1 protein-coding gene is annotated in these 360 nt (G+C 64.2%); it reads right to left on the reverse strand.

Going from position 1 to position 360, the window contains the following annotated elements; genetic code table 11:
* Positions 1–360, reverse strand: a 360-nt coding sequence (locus ACX4ZE_RS23215; protein WP_480275594.1) for an acyltransferase domain-containing protein, incomplete at both ends; no start/stop codon positions are given.

The raw sequence follows: 360 nt of genomic DNA on the forward strand, positions 1-360 counted from the left end.
AAGCGCACCCATCGCATCCGCGAACCGCACCGGCCTGCGTGTATTGCCGCACCAGTAGTCAGCATCGTGTTCCGCGGTGGTGACCTGGGTGCCGGTAACAGTGGAATACAACGGAACCCGCGGCGGGACGGGGTGTAGATCGACCAGCTCGGTACGCAACTCGTCGAGGATGGGATCCATCAGATAACTGTGATAGGGCACCTCCACTCGCAGGCGTTTGGCGAAAACCCCCTCCTCGGTGAGGGACTCGGCGATCTCGTCCAGCCGGGCGAGGTCCCCGGCCAAAGTCACCGCCGAAGGGCTGTTGACCGCCGCGATATCCACCTCGGTGTCCTCGGCGACGAGCTCACGCACAGCCTC

Source organism: Nocardia sp. TBRC8007 (genome assembly GCF_056629435.1).